The organism is Kribbella kalugense, assembly GCF_004365875.1.
In the GTDB taxonomy this organism is placed as follows: domain Bacteria; phylum Actinomycetota; class Actinomycetes; order Propionibacteriales; family Kribbellaceae; genus Kribbella; species Kribbella kalugense.
In genome coordinates, this window is sequence record NZ_SODF01000001.1 from 3271475 (window position 1) to 3295242 (window position 23768).

The 23768-nt window shown below is 65.4% G+C and carries 24 protein-coding genes and 1 pseudogene; 11 read left to right on the forward strand and 14 right to left on the reverse strand.

Annotation, left to right across the window (positions count from 1 at the left end; translation table 11 throughout):
• Positions 1-177 precede the first annotated feature (177 nt).
• Both EV650_RS40680 and EV650_RS41025 read left to right on the forward strand, forming a co-directional pair.
• On the forward strand, positions 178-330 hold the full coding sequence (locus EV650_RS40680) for a hypothetical protein (protein WP_202874514.1): 153 nt from the start codon (positions 178-180) through the stop codon (positions 328-330).
• Between the two features lie 17 nt (positions 331-347).
• Positions 348-611: pseudogene (locus tag EV650_RS41025) on the forward strand (MFS transporter); the annotation flags it as partial.
• A gap of 60 nt (positions 612-671) precedes the next feature.
• Here EV650_RS41025 and EV650_RS15385 read toward each other — a convergent pair.
• Genes EV650_RS15385 through EV650_RS15400 form a run of 4 tightly spaced genes read right to left on the reverse strand, consistent with a single transcriptional unit; the run spans position 672 to position 4445 of the window.
• The gene (locus EV650_RS15385) at positions 672-1943 is read right to left on the reverse strand and encodes an ABC transporter permease (protein WP_134119426.1); all 1272 of its coding nucleotides are present in this window, start codon (positions 1941-1943) and stop codon (positions 672-674) included.
• Positions 1937-2089, reverse strand: coding sequence for a hypothetical protein (locus EV650_RS41030; RefSeq protein ID WP_238174221.1), 153 nt, complete (start codon positions 2087-2089; stop codon positions 1937-1939). The genes EV650_RS15385 and EV650_RS41030 overlap by 7 nt, the downstream gene beginning before the upstream one ends.
• Positions 2086-3381 carry a peptidoglycan-binding protein gene (locus EV650_RS15395; protein ID WP_134119427.1) on the reverse strand — a complete coding sequence of 432 codons (1296 nt, stop codon included), beginning with the start codon at positions 3379-3381 and terminating at the stop codon, positions 2086-2088. The genes EV650_RS41030 and EV650_RS15395 overlap by 4 nt, the downstream gene beginning before the upstream one ends.
• Complete coding sequence (locus EV650_RS15400; protein ID WP_134119428.1) at positions 3378-4445, reverse strand: hypothetical protein; 1068 nt, start codon at positions 4443-4445, stop codon at positions 3378-3380. Before EV650_RS15400 ends, EV650_RS15395 begins: the two co-directional genes overlap by 4 nt.
• A gap of 111 nt (positions 4446-4556) precedes the next feature.
• On the opposite strand from EV650_RS15400, the gene EV650_RS15405 reads away from it, so the two are divergent.
• Positions 4557-5027, forward strand: a complete 471-nt coding sequence (locus EV650_RS15405) for a winged helix-turn-helix domain-containing protein (protein WP_238174222.1) — start codon at positions 4557-4559, stop codon at positions 5025-5027.
• Entirely contained in the window at positions 5017-6918 is a 1902-nt protein-coding gene (locus EV650_RS15410) for a sensor histidine kinase (protein WP_134119429.1), read from the forward strand. Before EV650_RS15405 ends, EV650_RS15410 begins: the two co-directional genes overlap by 11 nt.
• Positions 6919-6933: 15 nt before the next feature.
• Here the strand turns inward: EV650_RS15410 and EV650_RS15415 are convergent, their stop codons facing one another.
• Complete coding sequence (locus tag EV650_RS15415; RefSeq protein ID WP_134119430.1) at positions 6934-8424, reverse strand: MFS transporter; 1491 nt, start codon at positions 8422-8424, stop codon at positions 6934-6936.
• Positions 8421-9035, reverse strand: coding sequence for an NADPH-dependent FMN reductase (locus EV650_RS15420; RefSeq protein ID WP_134119431.1), 615 nt, complete (start codon positions 9033-9035; stop codon positions 8421-8423). Before EV650_RS15420 ends, EV650_RS15415 begins: the two co-directional genes overlap by 4 nt.
• 143 nt (positions 9036-9178) lie before the next feature.
• On the opposite strand from EV650_RS15420, the gene EV650_RS15425 reads away from it, so the two are divergent.
• A complete protein-coding gene (locus EV650_RS15425) occupies positions 9179-9730 on the forward strand; it encodes a nuclear transport factor 2 family protein (protein ID WP_134119432.1) in 552 nt (183 codons plus the stop codon).
• A gap of 861 nt (positions 9731-10591) precedes the next feature.
• Here the strand turns inward: EV650_RS15425 and EV650_RS15430 are convergent.
• Positions 10592-10903 carry a hypothetical protein gene (locus tag EV650_RS15430; RefSeq protein WP_134119433.1) on the reverse strand — a complete coding sequence of 104 codons (312 nt, stop codon included), beginning with the start codon at positions 10901-10903 and terminating at the stop codon, positions 10592-10594.
• A 175-nt stretch (positions 10904-11078) separates the two neighbouring features.
• Here EV650_RS15430 and EV650_RS15435 point away from each other — a divergent pair, with 175 nt between their 5' ends.
• The 4 genes from EV650_RS15435 (at position 11079) to EV650_RS15450 (ending at position 15520) form a co-directional block, all read left to right on the forward strand.
• Complete coding sequence (locus EV650_RS15435; protein WP_202874516.1) at positions 11079-12578, forward strand: FAD-dependent monooxygenase; 1500 nt, start codon at positions 11079-11081, stop codon at positions 12576-12578.
• The gene (locus EV650_RS15440; protein WP_134119435.1) at positions 12578-13717 is read left to right on the forward strand and encodes an MFS transporter; all 1140 of its coding nucleotides are present in this window, start codon (positions 12578-12580) and stop codon (positions 13715-13717) included. The genes EV650_RS15435 and EV650_RS15440 overlap by 1 nt, the downstream gene beginning before the upstream one ends.
• 72 nt (positions 13718-13789) lie before the next feature.
• A complete protein-coding gene (locus EV650_RS15445) occupies positions 13790-14461 on the forward strand; it encodes a TetR/AcrR family transcriptional regulator (protein ID WP_134119436.1) in 672 nt (223 codons plus the stop codon).
• 252 nt (positions 14462-14713) lie between these two features.
• Entirely contained in the window at positions 14714-15520 is an 807-nt protein-coding gene (locus tag EV650_RS15450) for a hypothetical protein (protein ID WP_134119437.1), read from the forward strand.
• Positions 15521-15813: 293 nt separating this feature from the next.
• Here the strand turns inward: EV650_RS15450 and EV650_RS15455 are convergent, their stop codons facing one another.
• The 4 genes from EV650_RS15455 to EV650_RS15470 form a co-directional block, all read right to left on the reverse strand.
• Positions 15814-16029, reverse strand: a complete 216-nt coding sequence (locus EV650_RS15455; protein ID WP_134119438.1) for a hypothetical protein — start codon at positions 16027-16029, stop codon at positions 15814-15816.
• Positions 16030-16367: 338 nt separating this feature from the next.
• A complete protein-coding gene (locus EV650_RS15460) occupies positions 16368-17477 on the reverse strand; it encodes a hypothetical protein (protein WP_134119439.1) in 1110 nt (369 codons plus the stop codon).
• A 65-nt stretch (positions 17478-17542) separates the two neighbouring features.
• Positions 17543-17788, reverse strand: coding sequence for a hypothetical protein (locus EV650_RS15465; protein ID WP_134119440.1), 246 nt, complete (start codon positions 17786-17788; stop codon positions 17543-17545).
• A 320-nt stretch (positions 17789-18108) separates the two neighbouring features.
• Positions 18109-18981 carry a PhzF family phenazine biosynthesis protein gene (locus tag EV650_RS15470; protein ID WP_134119441.1) on the reverse strand — a complete coding sequence of 291 codons (873 nt, stop codon included), beginning with the start codon at positions 18979-18981 and terminating at the stop codon, positions 18109-18111.
• Between the two features lie 85 nt (positions 18982-19066).
• Between EV650_RS15470 and EV650_RS15475 the strand changes: the two genes are divergently transcribed.
• Positions 19067-19390: an ArsR/SmtB family transcription factor gene (locus EV650_RS15475; protein ID WP_134119442.1), complete on the forward strand. Its 324-nt coding sequence runs from the start codon at positions 19067-19069 to the stop codon at positions 19388-19390.
• A 132-nt stretch (positions 19391-19522) separates the two neighbouring features.
• Positions 19523-20653 (forward strand): hypothetical protein, encoded by a 1131-nt coding sequence (locus tag EV650_RS15480; RefSeq protein ID WP_134119443.1) that lies wholly within the window; start codon positions 19523-19525, stop codon positions 20651-20653.
• 613 nt (positions 20654-21266) lie between these two features.
• Here the strand turns inward: EV650_RS15480 and EV650_RS15485 are convergent.
• Genes EV650_RS15485 through EV650_RS15495 form a run of 3 tightly spaced genes read right to left on the reverse strand, consistent with a single transcriptional unit; the run spans position 21267 to position 23767 of the window.
• Positions 21267-21536, reverse strand: a complete 270-nt coding sequence (locus tag EV650_RS15485; RefSeq protein WP_134119444.1) for a hypothetical protein — start codon at positions 21534-21536, stop codon at positions 21267-21269.
• A gap of 16 nt (positions 21537-21552) precedes the next feature.
• Positions 21553-22326, reverse strand: a complete 774-nt coding sequence (locus tag EV650_RS15490; protein ID WP_166678136.1) for a sugar isomerase domain-containing protein — start codon at positions 22324-22326, stop codon at positions 21553-21555.
• A gap of 4 nt (positions 22327-22330) precedes the next feature.
• Positions 22331-23767 carry a putative N-acetylmannosamine-6-phosphate 2-epimerase gene (locus tag EV650_RS15495; RefSeq protein ID WP_134119446.1) on the reverse strand — a complete coding sequence of 479 codons (1437 nt, stop codon included), beginning with the start codon at positions 23765-23767 and terminating at the stop codon, positions 22331-22333.
• Position 23768 lies beyond the last annotated feature (1 nt).

The window sequence follows — 23768 nt, forward strand, 5'->3', positions numbered from 1 at the left end:
AGCCCTCCGCGGTTGAGGGTGTAGTGCTGGGCGCACCGGTCCGGATTTCAGGGGTCGAGTCTTCCGATGATGGGGGTTTCCAAAGCCCCCAGTCGGAAGACTTCGACGTGTCTCGCGGCGCGACGTTCTCGCGGCCTAGCCCTTGGCAGCGGTTCGCTGTGGTTCTTTTTCGGGCTGATGACCGTCGCGATGATCCTGCTCTACCGCAACTACTTCTACGGTCCCGGGCAGCTCAACCAGGCGTTCGGTGCGCTGGCCATCGCGACCGGCGCGGTCGGCGCCGGTCTGTTCCTCGCCGCGCTGGTGACCCGTGGGCCACTCGCCGGATGACGTTGCGGCAGTGGGTCATGTGGCTGTTCGTGGCCGCGGCGGTGGTGAGCGCCGTACCGATCGGGTTCTACACGAAGCCCGCGCTGGTGATCGGCGGGTTCCTCACCGGATTCTGCGCGCAGGGCATCAAGATCAGCGTCGACACCCTCGTACAGACGGGTGTCGACGACGTGTACCGCGGACGGGTGTTCGCGCTGTACGACATGATCTTCAACGTCGGGCAGGTCTCCGCGGCCGCACTCGGCGCGGCGATCCTGCCCGACAGTGGGAAGTCCTACCCGGTGCTCGCCGTGATCGTGGTCGGCTTCGCCGTCACCGCTCTGGTGTACGGGCGGCTCAGCTCACGTGCCGCGCAGCGCGGTGATGGGCTGGATGGCGGAGGCCTTCCAGGCGGGGTACGTACCGGCGACCAGACCGATGAACGCACCCAGCAGGGGCGACCCGAACGCCAGCCGGTTGTCGAGGATCGGGGTCCAGTCCCGGATCCATGAGACGGCCACGGTGAGGATGACGCCCACCGCCGTACCGAGCAATCCGCCGAGGAAGCCGACGATCACGCTCTCCACCAGGAACTGAACGGCGATATGTCTTCGTGCCGCTCCCAGTGCTCTTCGGAGCCCGATCTCGGAGATCCGTTCCAGCACTGACAGCAGCGTGACGTTCGCGATGCCGAGACCGCCGACCAGGAGTGCGACGGCGCCGAGCAACAGGAACAGCGCGTTCAGGTCGCCCTCGACACCCTTGCGTACCGCGCCCTGCTTCGGCGGAGCGTCGACGACGAGGGTGCTCGGGTTGTTCGGCTCGATCGCGATCGGGGCCTGCTCTGCGATCAACTGTGCCGCGCCGACCGCAGTACGGATCTCGACCGCGTCCGGGGACTGCAGGTTGTAGGCCTCTCGGGCCGCACCGTTCGGCATGATCACGGCGTCGTTGAGCTCGGCGCGACCGCTGACCGAGTCGAGGATGCCGATCACCGTGTACGGCTCGTCGCCGATGAACACAGCCGGCTGCGAGTCGACCCGGTTGATACCGAGCCGCTCGGCAGCATGCTTGCCCAGGACAACTACCTTGTCGGCGCGCTGGTCGTGGCCGGCGTCGAAGAACCGTCCCGTCTGCAACACCGCGCGTACGGCGTCCCACAGCCCGGCCGAGCCGGCCATCACCTGCAGAGCCTTCCCAGCACCGGTGTCGAGGCCGGTCACGTTCTGGACCAGGTCGTCGCCGATCTGCAGATTGCTGACGGTGCCGGCCGCGTCCACACCGTTCAGCCGCTTGATCCGGTCCGGTGCATCCCACGGCAGTTGAGTGGCCGCTTCCCCTTCCTGCCCGCCCTTGTCATCCGGCTGCACGACCACTCGAGTCGCCACCGCCAGGTCGAACCGCTGGGTGATCTGCCCGGCCGCGGTCTGCCCCAGCCCCACAGTTCCTACTAGGGCGGCGACTCCGAGCACAGTGCCCAGAGTCGTCAGGATCAGCCGGGTCGGACGAGCGGCGACACCGGCCAACGCCTCGTCGAGCAGATCTCGTACGGCGGGACGAGACCTGGTACGACGGCGTCGCCGGGACGTGGACGGCCCGCCGGCGGGATCCGGGGGGCCTGCTTGGGTTACCACTGGAGGATCCCGTCGACGATGCGGACCTGACGCTGGGCGCGACGACTGACATGGTCGTCATGTACTTCGGGCGGCCCCGGGAGGAACCGCCGTACGCCGATCATTTCGACGACCGGCGCCGGTAAGGCAACCGCAGTGGCACTCATTTGCCGACCACCACCTGGTCGCCCTCGGACAACTTCGCGTCGCCCTTCGGCGTGACCTGCGCGAACCCGTCGGCAGACAGCCCGACCGTGACCGGGACCAGGTCCACCTGACCGTTCCGCAGTACCTCGACCCGCGAGCTGCCGTCCGACCCGGACGACAACGCGGCCAGCGGTACGGCGAGGACCTTGCCGCTCGTGCTCTTCACCGGGATCGTCACCCGGACGTTCGCATCCCGCAGCAGGGCCAACTGACTCGCGGTCAGTTTGTTGGGCGCGACGACAAGGTCGTACTGCGTCCCGTCCTTCGCGATCCGGCGCACCGTGGCTGCGATCGAGGTGCCATCGCTGAGACCGAGTGATGCCGCCATGCCTGCCTTGAGACGCTGGGCGGTTTCGGCGTCAACCTTCAACGTCACGACCAGCGAGGAACCGCTGGCCGACATCACGACGCCATTCACCGTGCCGCCGCGCTCGACCTTCACGTCGTCGACCCGGCGCGGCAGCGTCTTCACGTAGACCACCTCGGACACCGGAAGTGGCGTACCGGCCTTGAACTCGGCCTCATTTTTGGCCTCCTGGGCATCCGCAAGGTTCGTCTCGGCATCGTCAACCGCACCCTGCTGCACCGACGTGTCCTGGACCTTCGCGTCCTTGGCCGCCTTCAGCTGGGCCTTCGCCAGCCGGAGCTGGTTCTTCGCCGCGTCGACCTGCTTCTTCGCCGCATCGACTGCCTGCGTGAACTGCTGGTCGGGCTCGGGCGCGTCGTACCCGGCCTTCCCGTACAACCGTTCAACCGCGGCGGAGGTGTCCAAGTCGTACTTGTCGTCGACAGTGCCCGGGTCAAGACCGAGTCGATCCAGGGTCTGCTCGAGCTGCAGGACATCAGGACCCTTACTGCCCGGCGACAGGGTCCGGTACATCGGCAAGACTCCCGCGAGCCCGATGACAGGGCGGCCGGTGATTTCGAGGAGCGCCTTCCCCTCCGTGATCGTCGAACCGATCACCGGCACCTTCCCGGTCACGACCGGCGGCGTGGTCAGCCCGCTGGTCTCGACCCGGATGTTCACCGCGCCGTCGAACGAGGCGTCACCGCGCCCGATCACCCTGGCGGACAGCGCCTTCCGCTGCACCGGCACAGTGATCTGGGACGCCTTCGGCGGCGCGGTCCTGGCGGCGGCGTCCTCCGGCGAGCTGATCCGGCTGCCCGCGGCCACGCCGACCCCGAGCGAGACCAGAGCAACCGCGCTGACTCCCAGTAGGACCCGCCGCCGAGACTTGGGCGAAGCAGTCACTTGTTCGCCATTTCGTCGCGGTACGCCTCCAGCTCAGATTTGTGCTGGTCGACGAACTCCTTCTCTGCCTCGTACTGCACCTTCTTGTACGGCTGGTCGTAGACCTTGGCCTTGCAGTTCTGGTCCGCCACCGCGACCTCGATCTCGAACTTGCGCAGCTCGGCCAGCTTGGTCGCATCGACCTTGTCGAACGACGGCGGCCCACTGACCTTGCCAGGCGCACCGCCCGGTGACGACGACGTCCCGGTCAGCGCGTCGAGCTTCTGCTGCACCTGCTGGCGGGGATCGTCGATCTTCTTGAAACCGGAATGACCGGCGTCAGCCAGGCAGTCCGACCACGCACTGGTCGCGTCCACCACTCTCTGATCGGAATCGATCTGCTTTCCCAGTGCCTGGATGTCGCTGAACAGACTCTCGAACTTCCCCGGGTCGATCGCCCGGTTCGGGTCGCTGCCGTAGACCTCGTCTGCAGCCTTCCCACGGCAGCCGAGGTCCGTCTTGCCATTCAGGCTCGAGCCTTTACCGCTGGTCCCAGGCGTGATCGAGATGACACCATTCCCGTCCGCGTTCGGGCCATCCAGAGCCTTGTCATAGGCCTTCTTCGCCGCAGGAGACAGCGCATTGCGGATCTTCTTGTTCGGGTCGGAGTCGTCGCTTCCGGGACCCGCCTTGGACCAGTCGATCGTGCTGATGCCGTACCCGTACTGCTCGGCGAACTTGTCCGGCGGCAGGTTGAACGCGTCAGTGAACTTGCCCTTCTGCTTTTGGTCTGGCGGTACGGCGACGTAGTCGAAGCCGGCGGCCTTCATGCAGGCCGCGGTGGCGTCCTCGACCTTGCGCTGCTTGGCGAGCTCTTCTTCGGTCGGCTGGCCGTTGTTGCCGCCATGGGCCACCATCGATATCCCGCTGCTGGAGGAGTTGAGGAAGCCGTCACCCATGTACTCCGCGAGCGGGCTCTTGTCGCTCTGCTGCTGGTTGCCGGCCGGGGTTGGACTCTGGCTGTGCCCGCACCCTGCCAAGGCCATGCAAGCCACCAGGGCGATTGCTTTCCGTGAGATCTTCATGACTGGCAGCGTGCTCGCGCAGGTGTGAAAAACCCGTGAAGGACTGATTCGTACCAGATGCTCTCAGCCGATCTTCATCGGATGCTCATCAATCTCGGGGATATTGACGGTATGCCAGCACGGATTCTCCTCGCCGAGGACGACCTGCTGCTCGGGCTCGACCTGGGTGCGGACGACTACCTGACCAAGCCGTACAACCCGCGCGAGCTGGTCGCCCGGGTCAGGACGGTACTGCGCCGGACCCGGAGCCGGGCCGAGGGCGAGGTGTACCGCGTCGGCGAGCTGGAGATCGACCCGAGCCGGCACGAGGTCCGGCTGGCCGGGAAGCTGATCGACCTGACTCCGGCCGAGTTCAAGATCCTCGCCTGCCTGGCCGCGTCGCCCGGGCGGGCGTTCTCCCGGCAGCAGTTGCTCGAGCACGCGTTCGGCTTCGACCACTACGTGTTCGACCGGACCGTCGACGTTCACATGATGAACCTGCGGAAGAAGATCGAGCCGGCGCCCGGCGTACCGACGTACCTGAAGACCGTGTACGGCGTGGGTTACAAGCTCGCGGACAAGGTGGTCAGCCATGCGTCGTAGCGTGCTCGTCCGGTTTCTCGGACTGTCGCTCGCGGTCGCGCTCGGCGCGGTGATCGCGACCGCGCTGATCGCGACGTACAGCACGTCGGAGAAGTTGCAGGGCGAGATCGACGCGAACACCGGCCAGCTCCAGGTCGACGGCGAGATCTACGGCGAGTTGTCGCAGTACGCGTCGGACCATCCGACCTGGGCCGGCGTGGACAAACTGGTGCACGACCTGGCCGGGAAGCTCGGCCGCCGGATCGCCGTCACGGCCGAGGACGGGTCGGTGATCGCGGACTCGGCCCGGATGCTCGGCGCCGCGCCCGAGCTCCCCTCGGTGCCGGCGGCAACTATCGACGCCCGGAACGAGGGCGCAGCGACACTGACGGGTGCGACTGTCGTGTACTCCGGCGGAAAGACGGTTTCCAGCAGCATTGCAGGCAACGTCGTCGGAACGGCCGCGACAGCACTTCCGTTCGCGTTCTACCCCGGCTGGGGGTTGACCGACGGCGAACTACGCGAGCGCGAGCAGCTGGCGTCGAAGGCGGCAAACTGCTACGTCGCGCAGGGCAAGAAGGCCAGCGTGACTCGGGCCGGTGGCGGCGTGCCGCAGGTCATGATCGAGTCCGGCAGGTCCCTGGCAGGAGCCCAGGTGATGGAGCACTCCGGAGCAGTGAAGGACACCTGCACGCCGCCGGGGCTCAACGCCCCAGGCGCCAAAGCCAAGATCGTGAACGCCGACGAGGTACGGCGCGCGGCCGCGTGTCTGGGCACCGCTGGCATCAAGTACACCATCAACGAGCTGGCCGGGTTGAAGACTGTCGAGACAAAGGTGTCGGGCGAGCTCACGGACAAGTTCGTCGACTGCACCAACCAGGCCCGTGTCCAGGCGTTGACGCCGTACGTCGCTCCGCAGGCGAACCTGTACCTGGGGGCGAAGAGCACGTTCAACGTCTTCTCCGGTGAAGGACTGCTGCGGACGGCCGCGACCGCGCTCGGCGTACTGCTGATCGCGGCATTGGTGATGATCTTCACCGGCCGGCGGCTGGTCCGCCCGATCGTGGCGCTGACCGGGGCGGCGCAGCGGATGCGGAACGGCGATCACGCGGCGCGGGTGCCGGTCAGCGGGAAGGACGAGGTGTCCCGGCTCGGGCACGCGTTCAACCAGATGGCCGAAGCCATCCAGCGGCACGACTTCCAGCGGAAGGCGATGGTCAGCGATGTCGCGCACGAGCTGCGTACGCCGCTGGCCAACATCAAGGGCTACCTGGTCGCGTCCGAAGACGGCGTGGTGCCGCTCGACCACGAGCTGGTCACGTCACTGCTCGAGGAGACCGGACTGCTCGAACACCTGGTCGCCGATCTCCAGGACCTGGACCTCGCGGACGCCGGCATGCTCCGGCTGCACCCCGCTCCGCGCGACCTGTCCGAGCTCGCCCAGCAGGTCGTCTCAGCCCAGCGGCCCGCGGCCGAAACCGCCGGCATCACGCTGACCGCGCACGCCCCGGAGCCCGCGATCGCGACGGTCGACAGCGCGCGCATCCGGCAAGCCCTCGGCAACCTGGTCTCGAACGCAATCCGCTACACCCCACCAGGTGGCGACGTGCTGGTCGGCGTACGGCGGGTGGACGACGGCTACAACCTGACCGTCACGGACAACGGCAGCGGGATCGCCGAGGAGCACCTGCCGCATCTGTTCGACCGCTTCTACCGGGCCGAGCACTCCCGCAGCCGGATCACCGGCGGTAGCGGCCTCGGGCTCGCCATCACGAAGCACCTGGTCGAAGCCCACCACGGCCGCATCAGCGTGACCAGCAGGCTGGGCTCCGGGTCCACCTTCACGATCTGGCTCCCTGCTGTTGCCCACACTGTCCGGGTGAGCAGCCTCCGAGTCCATGATCAGACCTGAATCTCTCAAGCCAGGTCAACCAGACTGGCGGCGATCATCGTGGCTCGCGCCGCGGAGGAGGAGGCTTGCGATCATGGCAGCTAGGAAGCAGAGTGATGCGAGGACGGTCAGGATGACGCGCCACGTGCTGGTCAGCTGCGCGGCGAGGAAAGCCGCGTCAGGTAAGTCAGGGAGGTTGCCTGTGGCCACCTGTCCGGCGAGGTCGGTGGAGCCGAGCTTGCTCGCGAGCAGCGCGACCAGCGTAGACCCGAAGAGCGCGAGCAGAAGGGCATTTGCCGAGCCGCGGACCGTGTTGAGCATTCCAGCTGCCATGCCGACCTGTGCGGCGCTCACTTCGTTCATAGCTTGCGCATCGATGATGCCGGCGGCCAGGCCTGCGCCAGCGCCGGTAACGACCAGCGGGCCGGCGACCTCGAGAATCGTCATGGTGGGGTGCAGGACCGTAAGCCAGGCGTTGCCGGCCGAGAGGACGACCAGAGCGGCGGTGATCAGCAAGCGTGGGGACACACCGCGGTTGATGAGGCGGCTGCCGATGAGAGGCAGGACCATCATCGGCAGAGTGGGCAGCATCATCACGAGCCCAGCCTGCCCCGCGTCAAGCCCGACGGGATCTTGAAGGTAGCTCGGCAGGAAAGCCAGGATCCCGCCGAATCCGAACGACATCGTGGCCGCAGCGAGGAGCCAACCCACGAACCGAGGTTGGGACAGTACTGACAGGTGCAGAACCGGATTGGCCGTACGTCGTTCGACCGCAATGAAGGCCGCGAACAGGATCAGCGCAGTCGCCAGGATTCCCAGCACCTCCGGAGCGGCCCAGCCGCGTGCCGGGCCTTGCGTAACAGCAAGCATCAGTGCAGCAAGCCCACCGATGAATGTGACCGCTCCGGTCGCGTCGATCCGAGGGCGGGACGCTGCACGAGTCTCCCCCATCAGCCAGGTCCCCATGAACAGAACCAACCCCGGGACGGCGAAGAGACCGAATCCAAGGCGCCACCCGAGGCCGTCGATGAGCCATCCCGAGAGGGAGGGGCCGAGGGCGAGTCCGAGTCCGCCGATCGTACCCATCGCTGCGAACGCGCGAGTTCGTGCCGATCCGGTGAACGTCGCCCCGATGATCGCGCCGCCCCCTGCCATCACCCCGGCGGCCCCGAATCCGGTGACCACGCGGGCGGCCAGGAGAACCTCGATACTGGGCGCCAGCCCGGCAGCGAGGCTGCCGACGAGGTAGGCCACGGCACCGATGCGATAGATGCGGCGCCGTCCGATGACGTCGCCGAGCGAACCGGCCACGAGCATCAACGACGAGGCCGTGAGAAAGTATGCGGTCACGATCCACTGAGCCTCGGGTCCTGATGTGTGCAGCTCCGCACCGATCCGCGGAACGGCGACGCCTGCACCCGACATGGACATCGGCAACATCAGGAACCCGAGCAATACGACGATCAGGGTCCGGACGGCACGCGGGGCGACCGAGATATCGTCAGCGGCGGTCGACGGCACACTCATCTGGCAGCAGCTTCAGGCAAGGACTCGGGATGGCGAAGCCGCGCCAAGGCCTCTGACCACTCGACCAGTTCACCCAGCATCCGGTCCAAGACAGACAGGTGGTGGTCGGCCGGAGTGAACGCTCCGGGCTCAACCCAATCGATGATCGCGAAGTCGTTGTGCAGATTGAGCGCAACCTGGCTACGGACGGAGGCGACTTTCACCTCGGACAGGGTGAGTCGCAACTGCTCGACCGCACGAACGCCGCCGGTGAACCCGTAGCTGACGAACCCAGCAGCCTTGTCGTTCCACTCGGTGAATAGGTAATCGATCGCATTCTTGAGGACCGCCGGCATCGCGTGGTTGTACTCGGGAGTCACGAAGATGAACCCGTCGAACGAGGCCACCGCCTTAGCCCAGCGGCGCGTGTGCTCATGGCGATACGCGCCAATCGCGGCGGGCTCGGGCTCGTTCAGTAACGGGAGGTCCAGGTCGGCGAGGTCCACGATCGTGTACGTCGCCTCAGAACCCGGGGTGGACCGGATGTCGGCCTGCTCGTGCACCCAGCGTGCGACTTGATCACCCCTCCTCCCCGGACGGGTGCTGCCAACCACGATAGCGATCCGGACCATCTCTCTCCGCCTTCATGTCGGGGTTCCTTCCCGCCAGAGTACAACCTTCGTTGTATTTACTGCAACGAACGTTGTTGCTTGAAGTATTACAACGCTCGTTGTACAACGGACAGTGCAGTCACCGACGTCACTAGGGGGACACCATGACCATCACAGACCAGGAGATCGCTCGGCTCAGGGACCAGGTCCGACTGCTGACCGACCGCGTCGAGATCAGCAGGCTCATCGATCAGTTCTTCGTCTCACTCGACACTCGCGACGATCGGCCGTTCGACGATGACTGGGCTCGTTCCTTGCTCACTGAGGACATCGCCGTGAGTTTTCCCGTCGGCCACCATCAGGGCATCGACACTCTCGTCCAGGTCGAACGCGAAGCGATGGCACTCTTCGGACCCACCCAGCACCTCACCGCGAACCATCTCATCGACATTGACGGCGACCGCGCGACCCTGCGGTGGGACGTGATCCAAACCCACAACCTGCGCGAGCCCGGCCGCGATCTCTTCGTGTCCGCCGGCTCTTACGACGGCGAGGCGATCCGTACCGCGGTCGGATGGCGACTGAGGTACCTGGCGTACACGCTGGCATGGAGAACTGGCCAGCCACCGGTCGACAACACCGCCTACCAGCAGGAACTCAAGTCGAGGCTCGGCGGTCCCCAAACGTTGCCTGGCGCAACCGAGGATCTCAAGTGACCCAGATGGAATCGACGGCAAGGCAAAGTCGCCAGCCATCGGCGATGAAGTGGATTGATGCCCGCGCGCATCCGATTGATACGGCGTGGCCCTCCCCGCTGACTCATCTCAGGCCGCTAGTGGAACCGGTAGTCCCAGCGGTGATCGTCGGCATCGGGAAGGGACGCCTAGTGCGCACGATCTGTCCAATGTCCGGTTGCGCGTCGCGAAGCTCCTCTGCACTGGCTCGGAGCTTCCCACACCTCGATCGAGCCCACCTTCGACCAAGGCGAGCTGACGGCCTACGACCAGACGCCGTCACACCAGGTCGCCACAGCCTCAGCCGCCTTCTACGAGTCCAGCTCTCGCAAGTCAGGCCGAGACCCACCTGCTCGAACTCCATCGCGACCCGTCGCCCCACAGCGCGCATCACATAGTTCGGGGCACGCTGTCCGGGCGATTCGACGTCATCATCCACGGCCAGCACCCCATCTCAGCCTGACGGCTGTGCAGCACGGTGAACTCAGCGCTCGCGCGGCGCCCCCCGGCGGATCTCCTTCGCAAACCTCCGCGCCTCATTTTGGGGCTGACCGTCCATCTGCTCCCTGAGCCCGGCCGCCACCGCCTTTCCTATGGCCCGAGCCCCATCAAGGAACTTCCCGACCTCTTCACTCACGGCATCTTTAGCCTGTCCAGCTTCTTCTTTAGCCTGTCCAGCTTCTTCCATCACCGACACCCATCGTCGAGGAACGACTTTATCGAGCACCACCGCGAACTCAGCAGGAACGGTCCAACGGAGGGCAGCTCTCGCCGGAAATCGCCGGCGAGGCCGCCCTCACCTAAACCGCATACTCAGCTGCGATCGCTACTGGGTTTGCCTCATCAACAAGTGCGGTCGTCGTCCGAGGTGAAGGCCCACTGCGGGATCCAGCCAGTTTGACCGCTGCCGCTCCAGCTGACCCAGTATCGGTTGCCACCCCAATCCGCCAGAGTCACCCTCGTTCCCTGGCCGATCGTGCCATTCGGCGTGAAGCCAGTCGCCGTTCTGTACAGGGTGACGGTCGTGTTGACGTACCCAAACTCGGTTCCGTAGCACCACTGCGGGCTGACGATCTGGCGTGAGTGCCCGTCGATGGTGTGCGCGGAGGCGGACACCGTCGCAACGACTCCGGTAGCGACGACTGCCATGGTCACAACGACCATCCTGCGGAAGATTGCTCGTACCATCACATTCCCTTTCTCTCGGAGACTCGGCTGCCGTTGCAACTTACGGGCACTCCGGCGCACTTTCATAACCTTCGAAACCCTTGCGAGTTGTGCGAGCTTTCATTAGCTTCATGTTCATACAACTCATCGACGGAGGACTCTGATGATGGACGTGATCGTGGCCGGCGGAGGTCCGGTCGGGATGATGACGGCCGCCCTGCTGCATGCGGCCGGGGTGACTGTCGAGGTCTACGAGCGGGATTGCGAGATCAACCCGCAATCACGAGCGACCACGTTGCATCCGCGCACCCTCGAAGTACTCACCATGCTGGATCACGGACAGCGGCGGATCAGCGACGTCCTGGTGGCGGAGGGAATTCAGGTGCCCCACGCACACTTCGCGATGCTCCCACAGCAACTCGACTACCGGGATCTCGATACGCCGTATCCTTACCTGCTGACGATTCCGCAGTGGCGGACCGAGCAGCTGCTGGCCGAGCATCTCCACGCCCACGCGATCGCGGTGCATCGCGGCGCGGAGGTGACGGAGGTCGAGCAGTCGGCGGACGAGGTACGCATCCGTGTCGGCGAAACGTGGCGGACGGCCCGGTATCTGGTCGGTGCCGATGGCGCGCACAGTCTGACTCGCAAGGCAACCGGCATCGACTTCGTCGGCACCACCCCGAACGTCGCCGTCTTCGCGGCGGATGTCCATCTCACCGAGCCGATGTCGAGCTCACAGTTCTTCTGGTCCCCCGTGGCCGGGCATGCCGCTACCGTCCCGTTGCCCGGCGGTATCTACCGGGTCTTCGGCGCCGAGATCGCTGACGCCGGTCTGACCGCCGAGCAGGTGCGGCGCAGGCAAGCCGAACAATTCACATTGGCAGATCTCCGTGAAGCTCTGATCCGGATCTGCGGCCGCGACTTCGGCGTACACAACCCGGTGTGGCTGTCGCGCAGCAGCAACAGCGGCCGGCATGCCGAGCACTTCCGCGAGGGCCGAATCATGCTCGCCGGCGATGCCGCACACGTGCACCTGCCGGCTGGCGGGCAGGGTCTCAACGTTGGCTTGCAGGATGCAACCAATCTCGCGTGGAAGTTGGCAGCCGAGGTCAACGGTTGGGCGCCGGAGCGACTGGTCGGGGGCGAAGCCGGTTACGACAGGGAGCGGCGGCCGGTTGCCCAGCGGCTGGTCGCGAACACCCTGGCTCAGGATGCTTTGATGCACACGTTCAGCGATGCCGGTGCTGCCCTTCGCGAAATGGTTGGCGGACTCATCGCCCGCCATGGCGAGGTCTCAGGAGAACTGTCCGGCTGGCTTTCCGGTCTCGCGATCAGCTACCAGCGCCCCGATGCGGCGCACCCGCTGGTCGGAACAAAGGCACCGGACATTCCGCTTGCCGAAGGCAACTTATTGCGCGCACTGCGCCCGGACCGCTTCCTCCTCTTGGATCTCTCTGGCGATCTCCCCCACGTCGTCTCCGCCCGAGTCGACGTCACCGTCGTCACACGGCGACCTACCGGCTGGGACGGCGTCGCAGTGGCACTGATCCGTCCGGATGGGCATGTCGCGTATGCAGCCGAGGGGTACGACGGGCTGAGCGAGGCCATCTCGGCCTGGACCGAACCCAGACATCAGCCGGCACACCTGGGGGAACTGTGATGCCGATCGCGCTGCTCGCGCTGGCTGTTGGCGCGTTCGCCATCGGCGCGACCGAGTTTTCCATGATGGGTATCCTGCCGACGGTGGCACGTGACCTGCAGGTAACTGTTCCGCAGGCAGGGTACTTGGTCTCGGCATACGCCATCGGTGTCGTCATCGGTGGACCACTCGTCGCTGTAGGGTCGCGGCGATTAGCGCGCAAGTACCTGCTCCTGGTCCTAATGACCGTCTTCACCATCGGTAACGTCGGTGCGGCCGTCTCGCCGAACTACGGCTTCCTAATGGCCGCGCGAGTGGTCACGGCGGTGCCGCACGGGGCGTTCTTCGGCGTCGGTTCCGTGGTCGCCGCCAAACTCGTCGGAGACCAACAAAGCGGGAGGGCGATTGCCGTCATGTTCTCCGGGCTGACCATCGCGAACATCGTCGGGGTGCCTGCGGCGACTGCCTTGGGCAATGGGTGCGGTTGGCAGCTGGCCTTCGCGGCGATAGCTGGGGTCGGAGTATTGGCGATCATCGCCATAGCGATTCTCGTGCCCAACAACGACGACTTCGCCGCACCCCCGATGCGTACAGAACTTCACGCGTTCGCCAAGCTGGAGGTGTGGCTCTCGCTAGGCGTCGGTACGCTCGGCTTCGCAGGCGTCTTTGCTACCTACACCTACATCGGCCCCACACTGGAATCACTCACCGGAGTTGGGCCGGTCGGGCTGTCCGTTGCGATCGCACTGTTCGGTCTCGGACTGGCTATCGGCAACCTGATAGGCGGGCGGCTCGCAGACCGTGCTCTGTTGCCGGCGAACTACATCGCGCTAGGCTCCTTGGCCGTCGCACTGGCGCTGTTCGCGCTGGCTGTTCACAACAGACTCACAGCATTCGTCACGCTGTCGGCACTCGGCTTCGCCGCGGGTTTGGTGATCCCGTCGGCGCAGATGTGGACCGTGCGCGCCGCAGGCGATGCGCCGACCCTGGCCGCCGCGGCGACGCAGTCCGGGTTCAACATCGCCAACGCCGGCGGCGCCGCGCTTGGCGGTGCGGTCATCGGTGCTGGCCTTGGCTACACCGGGCTGAGTCTGCTCGGTGCAGTCCTGGCATTGGCCGGTCTCGGTCTGGCACTCGCATCCGCTCGACTGAGTCGATGACGGGATTGATCGCCTGAACGCTACTACCACCGTTGTAGGAAGTGCAACGCTGATAGTAGTATCATGATCGACATGCCAGCTCGTGAAAGCCGCCCTCGACTGACAGTCGAAAACCGTCCGGCCGGACGCGGCGACAAGCGCCGTACCCTGCTCGACGGCGCCTTGGTTGTCTTCGCCGCCGACGGCTACAGCCGCGGGAGTATCGACAACATCGCTCGGACCGCCGACGTGTCCAGCCGCACGATCTACAACCAGTTCGGCGGCAAGGCAGGACTGTTCGAAGCGGTAATCGTCGACAGTGCCGAGAGGGTAGCCGAGGCGCAGATCATCACTGTGCAGCGCTACCTCGGCAGGATCGTCGACCTCGAGGCGGATCTGATCGAGTTCGGCCGCGTCTGGACGACGCCGTCGCCGGCCTACGCACCCCATTTCGCCCTGGTTCGACAGATCATCGCCGACGCCGGCCACATTCCGAAGGCCGCACTGCGGGCCTGGCAGCAGGCCGGCCCCCTCCGGGTGCGCCGGGAGATCGCTACCCAACTCCGCCGGATCGCCGACGCCGGCCATCTCGACATCGCCGACGCCGACATCGCGGCGGTACATCTCGTCCAACTCGTTGCCGGCGACATCACAACCCGCACGTATCACGGTGCCGCATCACTGCCGAAAGCCGAGCTTCGCAGGCTGAGCGACGCGGGAGTTCGCGCCTTCCTTCACGGTTACGCTCGGTTCCACCGAAAATAGGCGCGATCACAGCGGATAGCACCGTCACTCTTCCCCAGCGGGGTGACGGTGCTATTTCGTTGCCCTTGGCAACACGTGTTCACCTGTTGCGGAAGCCGTGACCTACAGCGCATTTCCAGGATCTTCGAAAGGCACTGCGACATCCAGACACGGACCCCCTTACGTCCTACGATCGAACGGAAAGGTTGCTTAAGGCGCCGATCTCCCACCGGATTGCCGGATGGGATCTGTTCTGAAACGGAAAGGAATCGCGTGATCTCGATCAAATCGGCAACCACCCGTATTCTCGCCGCTGTCGCGGGTGTGGCGGCCGGTGCAACCCTGCTCGTGCCGGTAGCCGCTCAGGCCGCGGGTGCAGCCACGACTACCACGGCCCACACGACCGCGCAGTCCCAGGCGGCGGCGGTCTCTGACTTCCTCGCTCCCGGTCAGTACCTCAAGCCCGGTCAGTACCGCCGGTCCAAGAACGGCGTCTACGCCCTCCTCATGCAAACCGACGGCAACGCCGTCCTGTACAAGGGCAAGAGCGCCGTATGGAGCACGGTTACGCACCGGAAGGCCTCGTCGCTGATCATGCAGCGCGACGGGAACCTGGTTGTCATCTCGGGCCGGACTGTGGTCTGGGCCAGCGGTACAAGCGGCAGCACGAACTCCACCCTGCTCGTCCAGAACGACTCCAACCTGGTTCTATACAACACCCGCAAGAAGGCGGTCTGGACCCGCTCCATGGTTATGGTCACGCTCGGCTCCGGCCGAGCGCTGAGCGCGAACACCATGGTGGTCTCGCACAGCCGGGTCTACCGGCTGCAGATGCAGAGCGACGGCAACCTGGTGCTGCTGAAGAGCGGTAAGGCGATCTGGTCCACCGGGACCAAGAGCGGCGCCTACGCCGTCATGCAGCTGGACGGCAACTTCGTCCTCTACTCGGGCAAGAAGGTCGCGTTGTGGGGCACCAAGACGACCCGCAAGGGCTCGGTGCTGCAACTGCAGGACACCGGTAACTTCGTCATCATCTATGGCCGCACCATCGTATGGTCAAGCCACACCGCCGGTCGCTGACCCGTCGTCCATGAACGGCATGTCCGCCAACGTCGACTCGGCGACGTCGATGTTGGCGGGCCGGCTGGGTGTTTCCTCGCGGCCGAGTTCGGATGTGTCGTTTCGCCGACACGCATCTCACGGGTGTGTCATTGGCCCGACCCGTTGGCGACGTACGACGCCAGTCTGCGAACGCGTCGTCGCGCCGCAGGCGACCGAGGTCGGTCGGAAGGGCGTGGAGATCGGGTTCTTGGCCGCCGGGTACGTGGGCATGGCCATCGAAGCGAGCGTGTCGTGGCCACCGACGACGTCCCCTAAGTCTGAACCACGTGCTGCAGTTCGATGCCGGCGTTACCTTCCAGGGCCGTCGGCGCGACCGCGGCTCCAAGTCTTGCGGAGGACTTCGACCCCGAGAGCGAGGTCGGCGACTTCACCGAGCCGGACGGCTGGACCTTCGCGTCCGCGTCGCCCACGACCTGCGCGGGCCGCCAAGCTGTACCGCCCGCGGGCTCGAGGGCCAAACTCGACACGCGCTTCTCCACGCCAGAACTGGCCGTGGATTCGCCTCTGCTCCCCCTGATTGTCGTCACCCCTATCGGCGGTCAGCCCCTGACCATCACAGCCTCCGGCGTGGAACACGCTTATGTACGGGAGTTCGTGGCCGATGGAAGACCTGCCCATCGTCGCCGGCGTCACCTGGATAGTTCTTGACGAGCATGCGGACCGTTCGTTCGAGTGCCGCCGTCAAGCCCGCCCCTCCACGATTGATACGCCCGGTCATACCTCGACTGGCGCCTGACCGTCACATCCCCTCCACCCCGCCGCCGCTCAGCCAGGTAGAACCCCTTCGCTGACACAAGAATCCTGCTTAAAGCTGCCTACCGTTGTTCAACGTCTGCTGCGCACTTTGGCGTCCGCCGGCGTTGCCGCGCGCACCGTCTGCGGTCTGTGATTGCGTCGAACTCCCGGCCGGAGGCAGCGCCGACAATGCCGTGCGCGTCGTTCGGTCTTGCGCTGCATCGGTGGTGGCGCCAGGCGACGCCAAGGAGGCAAACGCTGACGTCACCGCGGATGTCGTGTTCGGGAGAGGGATCGGGGAGGTCTCCCGGCCGATGGCCCGGTACACCCGATCGATCGCCCGTTCACGATCCTCTGGCGCGAGAGGCGGCAGGTTGTTGCGGTTCACCAAGGCGTCGACCAGAGCTCCGGCCCGCTCAGCCGGAGGCACTCCTATCACCAGACCCAGCGCATGCGCCTTGTCCAGCTCGGTGTGCTGAGCGAGCTCGTCGCCCAGGCGATGCGCGGTCGCCGTCAACGGTGTCGCTCGCGCGGCGAAGTTCTGCTCCAACTCGGGCAGCGCAGCACCCACACCAACCTCGCGACTGATCGCCGGGCCTTCAGCCTGCACCCACGCTCTCTCCACCGGGCGCGCCAGTACGTTGTTCCCTGACCGGGCAAGTACGTTCGAGACAAGGATGCTGCCCACCGAGCCGCCAACCGAAACCGCCGCCAACCACGGCGCCGGCGTCGTCTGCATGGCAGCCGCTACCTCTGGCGCGAAGCGTGCGACATCGTGCGCTAGATCCAGGACCGGCTGGACGAAGAGTGCCTTGCCGATCGGCGTCATCGCCGCAAGGCCGACTCCGCCGCCCGCGAGAGCGCCCGCGCCTATGCCAGCAGCGACCCCCTCGGCGGATTCTCGCGCCACTACCCGGGTCCGGAAATTGCTCTGCGGGCTGCCAACCGGATTCGTCATCCGCTGCACCTGCGCGGCCATCACGTTCTCGAGTGCGGCGACGGTGCGCTCGCGGAGCCTTGTGTCCTGAATCGGGTTGTCGGGCTGCTCCGCGAGCCGTCGCAGAACCGCCTCGTCTCGCCGCCCGATCTGGACGACTCCGTCTTCACGAACCCGAGTCCGGCCCGACCTCGCATAGGCATAGCGCTGCTCGTCATCCTTCAGCGCCGGCACATCCGGCATCCGCACAGCGATTCTGGCGTGCAACTTCCTCAGCAGATCGGACATAGGTGTTAGCTCTGACACGCTCAGTCCTCTGTCGGTACACCGATGGAGTCGTCGAGCTGCTCGACGATCTGTTCGAGGGGCTCGCACAGATCGAGCAACTCCAGTTCCTCGGCTGCGGTCGGGGCCGTGGAGGCGATCCGATCGATCTCCTCGATCCCTCGCTGTGACGCTGCCAGTAGCTCCGACGGCGAGACAGTCATCTCGAACACCCCGTCGAGTACGGCCCGCACTCGCTCCTGCCGCGCCTGCGCATCCTTACTGTCCATGCCTCGAAAATATCGCTTCAAAAGGTCAGATTTGGCTGGAGAAATGTAGCGATCGCAGGCTCGCTGCGCATTTCAAGAAAACTCGAAATGCCGTGACGCAGCCACCCTCAGTCCCTTACACGCGCAGACGTCACAGGATTCCAGAATTTGCAGGTTATTGCAGGTTTGTGGCTGGAATGCAAGGCAGACCGGCGGCGGGTGTCGAGTCGGGTGACGGTCACAACGTCGATTGAGGTGTGGTCGGCTTGGCGACTATGGCTAGGCAGACGTCGGGCAGCAAGATCATGTTCCAGAGCGGATGCCGAGAGTGCATCCACGGGTCACCGCCGAAGGCGGTACTCACCCCGCCCGACGATGACGGCCGAGCCGGCTATCTCGACGGAGTCGCCGAGCGCCCGAACGTGGATGCGTGATGGACGAGCGATCTCGGCTCCTTGCCGGATTTCGATCTGCTCGCCGAACTCGATCTCACCGTTCCGGGCCAGGTGATCGGCGAGTGGTCCGGCCGCCGAGCCGGTCGCCGCATCCTCGTATACACCACCGGCGGGGTAGAACATTCTCGTCTTCCACGAGCGTCCAGAGCCGGCGAAACAACTCACCGGAACAGCGAGGCTCTTCAGGTGTCCCATGTCCGGCTCGAGTGCGACCACCTGATCCTCGTTTTCGAGAGCGACGAAGACATGGCATGGACCGTTGCGATAGCTGACGATCTCCAGCCGCGAGGACGGAACCCCGACGGCGGCCAGCAACTCGCCGGCGGCCGAATACGGCTCCGGCTGCGGAATCGCATGCCGCATCCGGCACACGGTGATCCGGGTTCCCTGCCGCTCGAGCGCGACATTGATGATTCCGGCGCCGGTCTCGAGTTCGACCGAGTTCAGATTCGATGCGCTCGCCAATACGAAGGCTGTGCCGAGAACCGGGTGTCCGGCGAACGGGAGCTCGCCGCGTGGCGTGAAGATCCGGATCCGCGCCGTACCGCCGTCTTCGGGCGGCAGCACGTACACCGTTTCGGAGAGGTTCATCTCCCGAGCGACCGCCTGCATCTCGCCGGACGTGAACGGTCGTCCGTCGACGAACACCGCCAACTGGTTGCCTTCCAGCGGTACGTCGGAGAAGACATCGGACACCAGGTACCGGTGGACGGCCACTCCCTCTGCCCAATCGAAATCCCGAACGATCGGATCATCCATGCGCCGGCACCCTTCGTCGTTAACATAGTGATATCGCTATATGTCTTACCACGGTTCGGGTTCGACCATCCATTACGCTGCGGACATGGCGAACCGGGCACCGGTGGTGGACACCCTCGAGGTGCTCCGCGCCCTCGCCAGCCCGAAGCGCTTGCAGATTCTCGAGTGGCTCCGCGACCCGGTCGCGCATTTCCCGCCACAGCGGGACGGGGACCTGGTCGACGACGGCGTGTGCGTGATCTTCATCGCCGAGAAGCTGGCGGTGGCCCAGCCCACCGCGACCTCCCATCTGCAAACCCTGGCCCGCGCCGGCCTCCTGACGTCGAAGCGCATCGGGCAGTGGACGTTCTACCAGCGCGACGAATCCGCGATCAGCGCGTTCACCGAGCACATCCAGCGGATTCTGTAGCCAGCGCCGGATCGACCGACTCAGAGGATTCCCTATGAGGTCATAATGGTATACGTTCTAGTGGGCGGGCCGTCCAGAGAGGTGACTCTCTTCTAGCCGGAGGTCCGCATGCGTGTTTTGCGACGAACAGTCGTGAGCTTTCTGATCGCGCTCTCGCTGGTGGCTGCCCCGATGATGGTGCAGACCGCCGCGGCTGTCCCGAACTACTCCCAAATCATCGCCGATGAGGCGTACTGGATTTCCCTCGCCCAGGTGCCAACCACTGTGGCCGGCCCGGGCCGCGGTGGCATGGCCTGGTACCCGGACAGCGGTACGCGGAAGATCCGCCCGTATATCGCCAACCGTGGGGCGGTGGGCATGCTGCTCGCGGGGCCTTACTACTACCCGATGGTGCAGGCATACGTCGACTGGTACTTCCGGCACGTGAACGGCGGGCCGAGCAGCGCTCTCCCCGCGGATTACAACGGAGTGTCGGGCACGGTATACGACTGGGACGTCACGGTGGCAACGGGCGCGGAGACGTACGGTGCGGACCCCGGATCGGGTACGACGCCGTGGTACGACTCGACCGATGCCTACGCAGGCACGTTCCTGACGCTGCTTCGCAAATGGGCTGAGGCCGACACCAGCAGCCACAGCTATCTGGTGTCCAAGGCAAACGATATCGACATGATCGCTTCAGCCTCGCTCGTCACGCTACAAGCGAACGGACTGACCGGAGCGAAGCCCGACTACGCCGGGCAGTTCCTGATGGACAACGTCGAGGTCGCGGCTGGGTTGCGCGACGACGTCTGGTTGCTGCAGAACGTGCTGAACAATCCGACCAAGGCGGCGCAGCGGCAGGGGCAGTTGAACACCCTGCTGACCGCAATCGAGAACCACCTGTGGACACCTGGACCCGGAATGTACTGCTGGGCCTCCGATCAATGCACGAACACGCTGTGGACCAGGTTCTACTCCGATGCTGTCTCTCAGGTTTGGCCGATCGTGGCCGGCATCGCGTCACCGACCAGGGCGTCGTCGTTGTGGTCGTCGTTCAACACCAACTGGCCGAACTGGACGACCAGCGTCAACAACCCGGACGGCAGCCCGTGGGCGATTCTGGCCGTCGCCGCCGCTGTCCGGGGCGACAAAACTCGCGCGGACAGCTATCTGGACGGATCACAGACCGGATGGGTGAACGGCGGCCGCGCCTGGCCGTGGAACATCGCAGACTCGGCCGACCGCGCGACGGCCGCATCGCTGGCGAGCGCGCTGCCGTAACGCCGCCGTCGAGGATGACGATGGCGCGGCGGGCCGGACTCCAGGCCACATCATCGCCCGCCATCGTCACCTCCAGCGACGCGATCTCACGTGTCGATGTCGGGCGACTGCACCGGGACTCCGCGAACGAAAACCGCATCGATCACGAGGGCGTCGTCGATGATCACGAGATCAGCGTCCAGTTCCTCAGCCAAGTATCGGTTCGCTGTGAGAATACGCGCGGGTGTTGTAGATGCGGACGTGATCGCGTCCGCCGGGGTCGACCCGCTGGCTGGCCAGAGCGAGCTGTTGAGTGCCATGGTCGGAATAGGACGAAGCGAAACCAGCCGCCGGAGTCGCGTCGGTGATCAATGCGATTCTCCGAGAAGCAGCGGGGCTGAAAGTCATGAGGGCGATCGCGTCGTGCAGGCGGGCTCCAGCATTCACACGACCTCGCAGGTGACGCGGGGATGCTCAAGCACGGACAGCGTTGCACCGGGAGTTCGATGGTGGAGGTCACTCATCGCGTTGAGCAGATGGGTGACCAGTCACGCACCGGCGTTGATGTATTTCAGAGTGTCGTCGTACTCGGCATCGGTATGACCGACGGCGGCCACGGAATACGCGGCGACGATCATTGGCGATGACTGAGGTACAGGCCCTCGGGATGACTGCCGATGCTGGTCGAGCCAGGTACCGGATCGGTCGTCGCGCACCGAATGCTTCCACTGTCGCCAGCAACGATGGTGGGGGTACCGCGGCGGGCACGAGCCATAGCGACCTGGTAGATCGCTTCCAGGTCACCAGACTGCGCGGCCGCGCTACCTCCCCCGTGGATATGCAGGTCGACGAAGCCCGGCGCCAACCAGCTGCCTCGCAGCTCATGGACAGCCTCCAGCATCATCGCTGAACTGTGGAACTCATCCGTTCTTCTCGGCCAGGAACTTGCTGTTGTCCTGATCGCCGTTGTCGAGGTTCCCCGACGTCAGGATCTCCGGTTGGTGGCCCCGCTGGACGATCCGACGTGCGACCTCGACGATCAGACCGTGCAGAATCGCGCTACCGACAGCCGTCGAGGTAGGTCCGACCGGCGCGCTCGAGCCGTCGATGGTGACGGCCGCATCGCCGATGCTTCCAGGTAGATCGATGACATGTTGGGCGATCTCGAACAGCCGCGCGGATCCCCGCGGCGTCACCGCCTTGGAGTAGGTGAGCGATGTGAGCGCGATGACCTGGGCACCGCGCTCGCGGGCGGCAGCAGCCAGTTCCGTAGTGACGGGATTACGGCCCGACACAGAGATCACCAGCACGACATCGTCCGGCTTCAGCGCGACGTCGTCGAGCAGGAGTTCACCGAAACCGGGCATCCGCTCGAGCAGGGTGGTGCGTGTCACCGGACGCTCGTTGAGCATCAGGCCGGCCGGCAGAATCGGTTCGACCCTCGCCAGTCCCCCAGCCCGGTAGTACAGATCCTGAGCCAGCAATCCCGCATGCGTCGCACCGAATACGAACAGCGGGCGGCCGCGTAGCTGGGCAGCGGTGATCAGGTCAGCGACCTCGTTGATCACTGGACCATTCTGGCCGATTGCCTCGTCGAGACGCTCCTGCACAATGGAGAGGTACTGGACGAAACCTGGAGTGGATCCTTTGAACCTGGCGAGATCCAGGGCTGCGGCCTTCGAAGAAGTCGTCATCGGTTCAGTGACCCTTCTTTGCGTAGCGTGCCTCGATCTGGGCGACATCGGCAGGCCCACCCGGAAGGTGGATGCTGCGATAGACGCTGGGCTCGATGCCGCGTGCGGCGAGTTTCTCGGCCGCGCTGGCGATCACCGCCCAGAGAGCGGTCACGGCACCAAGCCCCGACAGCGGCACCAAGGGTCGGTCAAGCAGGCGAACGGTCAGGAACGCATCACCGTAGGGAGCTTGGTTGTCCAGTACAACGTCGGCGACATCCAGCAGCCGTCGTCCGGAAGGATGCTCTGGCTCGAGCCGACTCGAGTGCTTCGATGCGGTGACCGCGACGACCGCCGCGCCCCGGTGCCTCGCCGCCATTGCCAGCTCGACGGTGTCGCGGCTGGTTCCCGACACCGACCCGATGATCAGTACTCCACCGCTCACTACCGACGCCGAGTCCAGCCCAGCCTCGATACGTGTCTGGCTGTCAGCGCCGGCAGGGATCTCCAGCCGGGTGAGGGCGACCAGGCCTCCGGTGCGGGCCACGAACTCGTGTGAAACCAGGTGCCCGGTGTCGTAGACGGCGACCCGGTGCCCACCGGCGATCGCGTCGGCGACCAGGCCTGCGGCCGCTTCGATCATCGGCCGTTGGTTGTCTCGAAGGTCGGCAAGCTCCTGCAGAACGCGTCCGAAGAGCCGGTCGACGGCTGGCTCAGTCGTCTCCGGAGCATCGGCCACGGGCTCGCGATCCTGCTCGGGGAGGGCGGCGACGAACCGGCGGGTGATGAACTCCGGAACAGTGATCGCGGACCCGACGACGACAGCGTGAACACCTGCGGCGAAGCATGCCTGGATGTCCTCGATGGTCCAGATCCGTCCCTCGACGATCACCGGGATCCCCGGGAGATCGGCTACCAGAGCAGCCGCGAGTTCAAGCGCCGGCCCCGCCTCGTGCCGGCTGTACGGCGTATAGCCGGCGATGGTGGTGGCGACCAGATCGGCGCCCGCCTCCACCGCAGCCAGGCCTTCCGCGTGCGAGGCGATGTCCGCCATCACCGGTACGCCGCATTCGCGGTGAATCCGGGCGATGAGGTCGCCCACCGTGTCTCCCTCTGGCCGGGGGCGCTGTGTCGCGTCGATCGCGACCAGATCAGCACCCGCGTCGACGATCGCGCGAGCGGCATCGAAACCAGGCGTGATGAAGACGTCGAAACCAGTTCGGGGTTGCTTGTTGATCCCGATGATCGGCAACGCCGACTGCTTCCGGACCGCCGCGACATTCTCCGGGCGGTCGACCCGGAAGCCGTGTGCTCCGCCGCGACCGGCCGAGGCCGCGAGGGCGGCAATCATGTCTGGCGAGTTCAACGGACTCTCCGGACCTGCTTGGCAGGACACGATCAGTCCGCCGCGAATTCTCCCCAGCAACGGGGTGTCTTCAGGCTTGCTCATATCGATGCTCATG